Source organism: Cellulomonas pasadenensis (genome assembly GCF_047229365.1).
Classification (GTDB): domain Bacteria; phylum Actinomycetota; class Actinomycetes; order Actinomycetales; family Cellulomonadaceae; genus Cellulomonas.
Genome location: NZ_JBFTEP010000200.1, coordinates 1 through 4,427 on the forward strand (window position 1 = coordinate 1; position 4,427 = coordinate 4,427).

The following is a 4,427-nucleotide window of genomic DNA, read 5'->3' on the forward strand; positions in this document are numbered from 1 at the left end:
CCGAGTACGCCGAGGAGGCGCTCGCCGACGCGGCGGCCGTCCGCGGCGCCGCGCGGACCCGGGCGCAGCGGGTCGGGGCGGTCGTCGTCGGCGCCGCGGGCGTCCTCGCGTACCAGCCGGCGTTCTTCCTCGGCACCGGGCGCAACGGGGTCGCGGTCGGCACGGTCATCGCGCTCGGGTCGGCGCCGGTGGTGACGGGCCTGGTCGCGTGGGCGGTCCGGCGCGAGCGGCCCACCGCCACGTGGGGCGTCGCCACCGCCCTCGCGACGGTCGGCGTGGCGGTGCTCGGGCTGGGGGCACCGGGCGGCGCCGCGGGCGCGGTCGACCCGATCGGCGTCCTCGGCTCGCTCGGCGCCGGCGCGGCCTACGCGCTGTACACGCTGGCCGGGGCGGCGCTCATCGACGGCGGCTGGTCGTCGACGTCGACGATGGGCGCCCTGTTCGGGACGGCCGGTGCGGTGAGCGTGCCCGTCCTGCTCGTCGTGGGCACCGGTGCCCTGACGACGCCGGCGGGGCTGGTGCAGGTGGCGTGGCTCGGCCTCGTCACGACGACGCTCGCGTACGTGCTCTTCGGGTACGGCCTCGCGCGGCTCGGCGCCGCCACCGTCGCCACGCTCACGCTCGCCGAGCCCCTGACCGCCACGGTCCTGGGTCTCGCGCTGCTGCACGAGCGGCTCGCGCCGGCGTCGGTGGTCGGCCTCGCGGTGCTCGCGGGCGGCCTGCTCGTGCTCGCGTCCGGCGCGCGCCGCGCACCCCGCACCGCCGTCCCGGCCTGACCGCCGGCACGGTCCGGCCGACGGCGCTCACCCGCCGAGCGCCGTCCGCACCGCGAGCAGCAGCACCACGAGCGCGCCGACGCGCCCGGTCCAGCGGCGTCCGCGCGGCCCCGTGAGGGCACGGCCCGCCCACGCACCCGCCGTCCCGAGCAGCAGCTGCCACGCCGCCGACGTGACCGCCGCGGCGAGCACGAACGCGACCCGCTGCGTCGGCGACGTCAGCGTCGTCGTCGCCGACCCGGTCGTGAGGGCCACGAAGTAGACGACGGTCGTCGGGTTGACCACCGTCGCGCCCAGCACGAACCAGAACGCGCGCGTGGGGGTGACGCCGCGCGCGAGCGCCGCTCCGGGCACGGGCGGCCCGGCAGCCGCGGACGGCACCTCCGCCGTGGCTCCGCCCGCGGGTCGCGACGCCGTGCCTCGCGATGCCGCGCCGGGGTCGTCAGCGCCGGGGTCGTCCGGGCCGGGGTCGCGTCCCGACGTCCGCAGGAGCAGCAGCGCCACCACGAGCAGCACCGCCGCCGACACCCACCGCACGGGCTCCGCCGCGCGCTCGAGCGCGGGCGCCAGCGCCGCACCGGCCACGACGGCCACCGTGGCGTACGCGCCGTCGACCACCGCCGCGCCCAGGCCGGCGGCGCACCCGGTGCGCCACCCGTGCCGTGCCCCCAGCAGGACGATCACGGCACCGACCGCGCCGACGGGCACCGCGATGCCGACGCCGGCCAGCGCCCCGGCCGCCGCGGCCGTCCCGATGCCCGTCACGGCGCCGAGCATGCCGTGCAGCACCACGCCCCCGCAGCCGCTTTCCCCGCCCTGCGAGCCCACCCACGCCCGCGACCGCACCGGCCGAGCCTCCTCGTCCCGCGCGTCCTGCACCGTCGACCGCGGCAGCGCGCACCGAGTGCGGTCGTTGCGACTACCGCACTGGGCGGGAGGTACCGCGCTCGGTGGGAGGTACCGCGCTCGGTGGGAGGTGTACCGCGCACGGTGACGGTGTCGCATCCTCCGTCGGGGGCGCACGCCGTGCCGCTCGCACCGGCGTCGCCGCTCGGCCCTAGGGTGTGCCCGAGCCTCGTCGCCCGGGGCCCCGCCCGACCCGAGGACGCCCGTGAGCAGCCCCGACGCCCCCCACCCCGCCGCGCCGGCCGCCGGACCGGCCGCGCCGCCGGCCGCCGTCACCGACCCGCCCACCGCCGAGGACCCGGGCGCAGCCAGCGGCTCCGCCACCACCGCGCCGCCGCCCGTGCTCGGCGCCCCCGAGCGCCCCGGCGACGAGGGCACGCGCGCCCTGCAGCACGACGCCCGCCGCCCGCCGCGGTGGTGGGGCAAGGCGCTCGCGATGGCGGTCGTCGCGGTCTTCGTGGCGATCTTCGCGTGGGACGCCCTCGGCGCCCTCGGCGGGCTGTTCGTCAACCTGCTCATCGCGTTCTTCCTGGCGCTCGCGCTGGAGCCGATCGTCGTGTGGCTCGTGCGGCACGGGTGGCGGCGCGGCGCCGCCGCGGCGTTCGCGCTGATCGGCGGGCTCGTGCTCGTGGTCGTCGTGCTCGCGCTGTTCGGCAACCTGTTCGTGCAGCAGCTCGTGCAGCTCGTCGAGAACGTGCCCGAGCTGTACGCCGACGCGCGCACCGCGGTGGGCGAGCGCTTCGGCGTCGAGGTGCCGGAGACGGACGACCTGCTGCGGCAGGCGACGGAGGCGTGGGGCGGCGACGTCGCGAGCGGCGCGCTGCTCGTCGGCACGACGATCCTCGGCGGCCTCTTCGCGACGCTGACGATCCTGCTCGTCACGTACTACCTGCTGGCCGCCGGGCCGCGGTTCCGGGCGTCGATCTGCCGGTGGCTGACGCCGAACCGCCAGCAGGAGGTGCTGCGCCTCTGGGAGATCACGCAGGTCAAGGTCGCCGACTTCATCAACACGCGCATCGTCCTGGCCGCGATCGCCACCGTCGCGACGTTCGCGTTCCTCGCGATCCTCGGCACGCCGTACTCGCTGCCGCTGGCGCTGTTCACCGGCGTGGTGTCGCAGTTCGTGCCGACGATCGGCACGTACATCGGCGGTGCGCTGCCGATCGTCGTCGCGCTGACCTCGCAGGGCGTGCCGCAGGGGCTCGGCGTGCTCGCCTTCATCCTCGGGTACCAGCAGGTCGAGAACCTGTGGCTCGCGCCGAAGGTCTCGGCGCGCGCGCTGGAGATGAACGCGGCCGTCTCGTTCGTCGTCGTGCTGGCCTTCGGGGCCGTGTTCGGGGCGCTCGGCGCGTTCCTCGCCCTGCCGATCGCCGCGACGATCCAGGCGGTCGCGAACACGTACGTGCAGCGCCACGAGCTCGTGCAGTCGCACATGCTGCACGACCCGGGGGAGACGCCGGCGGACGCGCCGCGCCGCGGCGGCACGAACGCCGAGCGGACGCGGGAGGCGGCGCGGGAGGTCGAGCAGCGGCACGCCGACGGCGTGCAGTGACGCCCGCCCGCTGACCAGCCGGCGCGCCCGTCGGCCGGTCGGCGCGCCCGCGACCCGGCCCGAGCGCGGAGGACCGCGTCAGCCCGCGCTGCCGCCGAACGCCGCCGCCCACACCTCGCGGAACAGCGCGGACGCCTCCGGCGAGGCCCACGCGTCCGTCGTGAGCAGCACCAGCACGACGTCGGAGACCGGGTCCGTCCACCACGTCGCGCCGAGCCCGCCGTCCCAGCCGTGGCTGCCGGCGTGCCGGCCGTCGGGCGCGTCGACGCGGCACAGGCCGATGCCCAGGCCCCACGCGCCGCCCGTGTCGGCGCCCAGCGGGCCGACGTGCGGGCGCAGCATGTCGGCGACGGTGGCCGCCGCGAGCACGCGGGTGCCGTCGGCGGCCGTCCCGCCCGCGCGCAGCATGCGGGCGAACGCGTGCAGGTCGGCGACCGTCGACACCAGGCCGCCACCCCCGTCGGGGAACGCCGGCGGCCGCGCCCACTGCCCGTCCGGCTCGTCGTAGACGAGCGGTGCGCCGTCGGGACCCGTCACCCACTGCCGGCCGAGGCGCGCGAGGCGGTCGGGCGGCACGTGGAACTCGGTGCCCGGCATGCCCACCGGGTCGAGCACGCGCGCCCGCAGCACCGCGGGCAGCGCACCGCCGGCCGCCCGCGCGACGAGCACCCCGAGCAGCTGCAGGGGCAGGTGGTAGCGCCACCGCGTGCCGGGCTGCTCCGACAGGGGCACCTCGGCGACGACCCGCACCCACGTGTCGGGGTCCGGGGCCGCCTGCGGCGCGGGCGGGCCGGCGTGCAGCCCCCGCGCGGCCAGCGCCTCCAGGACGGGGTCGGCGTGGGTCGCGGTGAAGTCCATGCCCAGGCCGGCGCGGGACTCGAGGAGGTCGCGCACGGTCGTCGGCCGCTCGGCGGGCACGGTGGCGTCGAGCGGCCCGCGGGGGTCGACGAGCACGCGCCGGTCGGCGAGCTCGGGCAGCCACGTGTCGACGGGCGCGTCGAGCGCCAGGAGGCCGGCGTCGACGAGCGCGAGCGCGGCCGCCGCGACCACCGGCTTCGTCACCGACGAGATCCGGAACAGCGAGTCCGGCCGCACGGGCCGGCCGGGCGACGCCTCGCCGGCGGCGCCGGTCACGACGTCGCCGGCGTGCGCGACGAGCCACGCGGCGCCGTGCGTGCGCCCGTCGGCGAGGG

At 78.4% G+C, this 4,427-nt stretch carries 4 protein-coding genes; 2 read left to right on the forward strand and 2 right to left on the reverse strand.

Annotation, left to right across the window (positions count from 1 at the left end; genetic code table 11):
* On the forward strand, positions 1 to 776 hold a 776-nt coding region (locus AB6N23_RS17380; protein ID WP_412867227.1), incomplete at its 5' end, for a DMT family transporter.
* Between the two features lie 27 nt (positions 777 to 803).
* Here the strand turns inward: AB6N23_RS17380 and AB6N23_RS17385 are convergent.
* Entirely contained in the window at positions 804 to 1,568 is a 765-nt protein-coding gene (locus AB6N23_RS17385; RefSeq protein WP_412867228.1) for a LysE family transporter, read from the reverse strand.
* 319 nt (positions 1,569 to 1,887) lie between these two features.
* On the opposite strand from AB6N23_RS17385, the gene AB6N23_RS17390 reads away from it, so the two are divergent.
* A complete protein-coding gene (locus tag AB6N23_RS17390; protein WP_412867229.1) occupies positions 1,888 to 3,234 on the forward strand; it encodes an AI-2E family transporter in 1,347 nt (448 codons plus the stop codon).
* 78 nt (positions 3,235 to 3,312) lie between these two features.
* On the opposite strand, the gene AB6N23_RS17395 is transcribed toward AB6N23_RS17390, so the two are convergent.
* A partial coding sequence (locus AB6N23_RS17395) for a serine hydrolase domain-containing protein (protein WP_412867230.1) occupies positions 3,313 to 4,427 on the reverse strand: 1,115 nt, incomplete at its 5' end.